The sequence below is a fragment of the Acinetobacter sp. P1(2025) genome (assembly GCF_051390655.1).
Classification (GTDB): Bacteria; Pseudomonadota; Gammaproteobacteria; order Pseudomonadales; family Moraxellaceae; genus Acinetobacter; species Acinetobacter junii.
This window is the reverse complement of record NZ_JBPKBJ010000128.1, coordinates 1-4,680: the sequence shown is the minus strand read 5'-3', so window position 1 is coordinate 4,680 and position 4,680 is coordinate 1. Positions and strand designations below refer to the sequence as shown.

At 36.5% G+C, this 4,680-nt stretch carries 5 protein-coding genes; all 5 read right to left on the bottom strand.

Translation table 11 applies throughout. From position 1 onward, the window contains the following. Nucleotides 1–145 precede the first annotated feature (145 nt). Nucleotides 146–1,060 (bottom strand): hypothetical protein, encoded by a 915-nt coding sequence (locus tag ACSC97_RS17750; protein ID WP_436662258.1) that lies wholly within the window; start codon nt 1,058–1,060, stop codon nt 146–148. 24 nt (nt 1,061–1,084) lie between these two features. Next, nucleotides 1,085–2,212 carry a toxic anion resistance protein gene (locus ACSC97_RS17745; RefSeq protein WP_436662256.1) on the bottom strand — a complete coding sequence of 376 codons (1,128 nt, stop codon included), beginning with the start codon at nt 2,210–2,212 and terminating at the stop codon, nt 1,085–1,087. A 12-nt stretch (nt 2,213–2,224) separates the two neighbouring features. Continuing rightward, nucleotides 2,225–3,001, bottom strand: a complete 777-nt coding sequence (locus ACSC97_RS17740) for a tellurium resistance protein (protein ID WP_436662254.1) — start codon at nt 2,999–3,001, stop codon at nt 2,225–2,227. 123 nt (nt 3,002–3,124) lie between these two features. Beyond that, nucleotides 3,125–3,538 carry a PaaI family thioesterase gene (locus ACSC97_RS17735; RefSeq protein ID WP_168154489.1) on the bottom strand — a complete coding sequence of 138 codons (414 nt, stop codon included), beginning with the start codon at nt 3,536–3,538 and terminating at the stop codon, nt 3,125–3,127. Between the two features lie 21 nt (nt 3,539–3,559). Continuing rightward, nucleotides 3,560–4,543 (bottom strand): fatty acid desaturase family protein, encoded by a 984-nt coding sequence (locus ACSC97_RS17730; RefSeq protein WP_168154488.1) that lies wholly within the window; start codon nt 4,541–4,543, stop codon nt 3,560–3,562. Between the last annotated feature and the right edge of the window lie 137 nt (nt 4,544–4,680).

The following is a 4,680-nucleotide window of genomic DNA, read 5'->3' as shown; positions in this document are numbered from 1 at the left end:
TATTTTGATCTAACATGTATTTCTCCAAATTCTCAGCAATTCAATCAGCTAAATTCTTTCAATGGGGCTATAGTACGCAAATTATTTAAATAGGTAAAACAGGTTGTTTTTATAATATCAATCGAACAAACCGAACATAACAAACTTATAGATCAAGTTTCTGCGTAATTCGATATCGACGGTTTTTAAAATGCTTAGCTAGCATGTACAAAACCACACTCATTGCGAGATTGATAATTAGAAAGACCAACAAAAAGAAATTCACGTACTTTGAAATTTTTTCTGCTTGCTGCGCTTGGATATCTAGCGGTTGAGTAATCAAAGTAATACTTTTCCCATACAACTGTTGTTGCATTACCCACAATTGTTCAGGCTTAAAATCATATTTACTAAATTCAGTGGGAACTTTTTTCTCAGCTTCGATCAATTGATTGACATAAATATTCGCAGTTTTACGATCAATCGGATCATGTAACAAAGCGACCTGAGCTAAGACATAAGCTTTTTCTGTTTGAGAGATATTTATATCTTGTAAATCTTGAGCAATTTGGCTTTCAACAATATTTATTTGATAGCTCATCCAACGCTGATAAGCTTCTTCTGTTTCGTTCTTCCAGTCATATTGAATATAGCTTAATCCTGACCATAGCAACATAAACGAAATGATCCATGCCAAAAAACGCTGTGTCCAAGCTTGAAATCGCTGTTGGAAGAACTTAAATTTCTTCACCCAACGCACAATTAGAAATGCACCAACAAAGGAAACAAGGACTTTCAGAAACAGCCAACCAAACCAAGAAAGAAGATTGAAAAAATAATCCACAGGTTGTTTAAAAGGTACCAACTCTTGTACTTGGTATGGTAAATCCAAACTCTGAACATGTAATGAAAGATCAAAAAACCGATAAATAAATTCTTTTTGTAGAAAGAATGCCGCAATAGTTAAAACCATCAAGACTATACTTGCAGCAAGTCCAATAACTATATTGCGTTGGCGTTTTTTCAACACTTGTAAACGCTGATCAATAGGTTCCACACTTAAATCATTTATGGGTGACAATGATCTTTCCTTTCATAATAAATTTTAAGATTTAGGCGTTTGCCCACTATTTTCCAGAACGAGATGATTAAGACTTTCTTGCAATGCACGCAAACGCGTTGTTGCTTCAGTTCTTTTTTGCATTCCTTCTTTCTGGATTTGGATGACATCATTTACTGTTTTAATGAGGGTGTTTTGAACATGTTCAAGTGTTTCAACATCAATCACTGAACGTTGATTCGCTTTTGCAGTATCAACTGAGTTTTGATGCAATAATTCCGCATTTCGACGAAGTAAATCATTGGTCGTGTCATCAATCGCTTTCGCTAATTGCACACTATTTTTCTGTTCTTGTAGTGAAATCGCTAAACTAATCTGATTCTTCCAAGCTGGTAAGGTAATATTTTTTATTGCATAGAACTTATCAACCAACATCAAATTATTAGATTGAATAATACGAATCATAGGTAGGGTTTGCATTGCAGATTGTTGCAGTACTTGTAAATCACTCACCCTTTTTTCAAGATTATTCGCTAAATGATTGAGATCATAAATTTGTTGCGTGGTCTGCTGATCTTGCTCTTGATTAGTTAAGGCCACAATTTGCTGTTGAATATCTTGTTGCTTCAGTTGTCCTGCTGCGATATAAACACCCAACTGTTTATACTCTTCCTGCACAGCATCAAACATTTTGTCCAAAGTTCCAACACGTGCTTTCAAACCAGATTGTGAACTCTCAATTTCTTTGACTAAAGCATCAATCTGTTCTTTGGTCGTATTAAAATGCTGATCAAAACTTTGCTTTGCGCTTTTAAATTTACTAAGTAAACCACCAAAAAATCCTGAACTTTTAGACTTATTCAAAATACTCGAAGTATTTAATTGCTGAGCAACCTGAACGACCTGATTTAATTTTTGCCCTGTTGCATCTAAATCTTTATTTTGAACTAGATCAAGCAACTCGTCTGTATAAGTCGATGTTTTATTGGCAATATTTTTCCCATATTCAGCTACAACAGTTGTGCTTATCTCAGCGAGTTCCTTATGTGCATCCATCACCTCCGCAAAATCATGCGGTTGCAATCCTAGCTCTTTTAAATTCAATTGTTCAAAGCGTTCCTCTTGTTTTAATTCGACTTGAGTTGACGCTTGAGTCAATTCTGAACCTGACATACTTTTCCCCTCTTATTTCTCTAATGATTTTTTAAGATTTTGAATCAAATCTTCTCGACTTTTATCCAATTTTTCAAGAGTGATGCTTGAATTTGAGTGACGACTTTGCTGTAAATGATATTGCCATGCTGGAATCAAAACTTGCTGAGCTTCTTTAAATCGATCTAATAAACTAAAAGATAAATGCTGAGATAACTGCATTTGTTTGATCGCAATATCATTACTCGTTTGTAAAGTTTGTAAGGTATTCACTCTTTTAGACAATCGCTCAAGAAAATGATCTAAAGTTTTTTGGCGACTAAACTCAGGATATTCATTCAAAAACTCTTGAGCTGCGCCAATATAGGCTGCCATTTGTTCTCGTAAGCCCAATACCTGCTGTATTCGTGATTGTGACTTCTGTATTTCTATTTGCAGTTTTTGACTTAAATGATTTGCCTCATCAATTAAACGATCAAGGTCTTTTAAATATTTGACCTGACCTGCATCATACTCCACATCAATGCCGAGCCATTTTTGCAATGCATTGAATCGACGACCACGTAGATACTTTTTTGAGAGTGACAGCTGTTGAATAATCTGTGAGATAACCGCACTTAACTGTTGATTTAATTTAGGGTCAATACCATTCAGTAAAACACTTTGAGCTTGAACTAAATGATCGGCATAGGCATTCAAACGATGCGGATCATCCATCAAAGGCAATAGATCATTTCGCTTAATCGCTAAAAGCTGCTCGTGATCAAGCGAAATCTGAGACAGAGGTATCAAGTCGAGTTCTATGGGCATATAAGTAAAAATGGTAAGAACAAATAAATTTGAACAAACTTAGTTTTAGCATGTTCTTACCAATTCTCATACTGAATTGTTGTTATGTTTTGCTGCTCTATTCGTTGTTATTTCTAAAATTTTTTATTGCTTTGGAATTGCATATGTACCGATAACATGAGCAACAGGCTCATCGTCTCCAACTGAATACAACCATACCTCACCAGTCACCAAGGTTTTGCCGACTTTAATCAATTTACAAACAGCTTTGATATTTTGCATTCCGTTTGGTTTGCGGAAAAAGTTAATCGTCATATTGGTTGTGACTGCCATGGCCACCAATCCCAAGTCACCTAAAATCGCAACATACAATGCAAAATCAGCTACAAGCATCAATGTTGGCCCAGACACAGTTTGTCCGGGACGTAAGTCACTTTGATCGACACGATATAATAGCTCTGCACCTTTTGGGGTAATCTCCACAATTGATGTTTTTTCCAGTGCTTGTGGAAACTCTTTGGCTAAAAAACTAATGATGTGTTCTTTTGCTAATAGCATATCTATTCTTCTATTCTTGAATTAATCAGCTTGGTTGGATAGTTCATGCAAAACTTGCCAATACGTTGGCGGTTCTTCTACATGTCCGCGCTCACGTAACATCTGATGCATTTTCGGTAATTTGAAATATGGAACAGCAGCCATAAGATGATGTTCTTTATGATAATTAACATGTATTGGCGCGACTAATGCGCGTGCTAAATATCCTGCTTTAGTTGTACGTGTATTTGTTAAAGCACTATTGCTCGTTGGCATTCCTGCATGTTCAGCCATTGAACGGACACGGAGAAACAAAGGAAATGGGGTGAGATATGCCAAGACCCACAATGCATACAATTTAGGATGACCTGAAGCCCACAATGCTCCGAAAATAGCTGCGTTAGTGGCTATCGCTCCACCACTATTTTTTATAAATGTTTTTGCATAATCGCTCCAATGTCGTCCATCTTGAGGAATCCAACGGCGATCATTTGAAACTGTCCATTCCATCTTCTCAATATCCATCAACACTCGCCCAATCGCAAATTTAATTCCCGTTAAACCAGATAAATCCCGAATAAATTTGCGCATTAATGATTTTTTGGAAGTTGGAAAGCCCGAAACCAATGTTAGATCAGGATCATCGACAGTAGAGGTTTTACTGTGATGACGGATATGATGAGCGCGATATTTATGTAAATCATTCCAAATCGGACGAGCACATAACCAATCAGTTAATGTGTCATTTAACCACTTAGTTTTAAATAAACTTTGATGAGAAGCATCATGCATAAGAATAGCCAGCGCTAATTGCCTACCAGCAAGAATGATTAGAGCTGCAATACATAATAATAATTTACCCCAAGCTGGCGCATAGTCCCAGAAGCTGGCTACTGCAGCAAAGGTACCGCCAATCACAGCCCAAGTTGAGAAGACAGCCCAGCCCCCATGTAAATCTGATTTACTTGTTAGCTCACTGATTTCGTCTCTTGTGAATAGATCACTGATAGCAACACGCGTATTCATATCCTTATCCCATATTTTTTTAATCGCAGATTCAAATCCCAAGTGCAACACATTTGTAGTTAGTTGAAAAAGTTAGGTGTATTCATAGAATCATTAGACTTTTTCAACTCGCAATTGGAAAGCACACAATGAAGAAA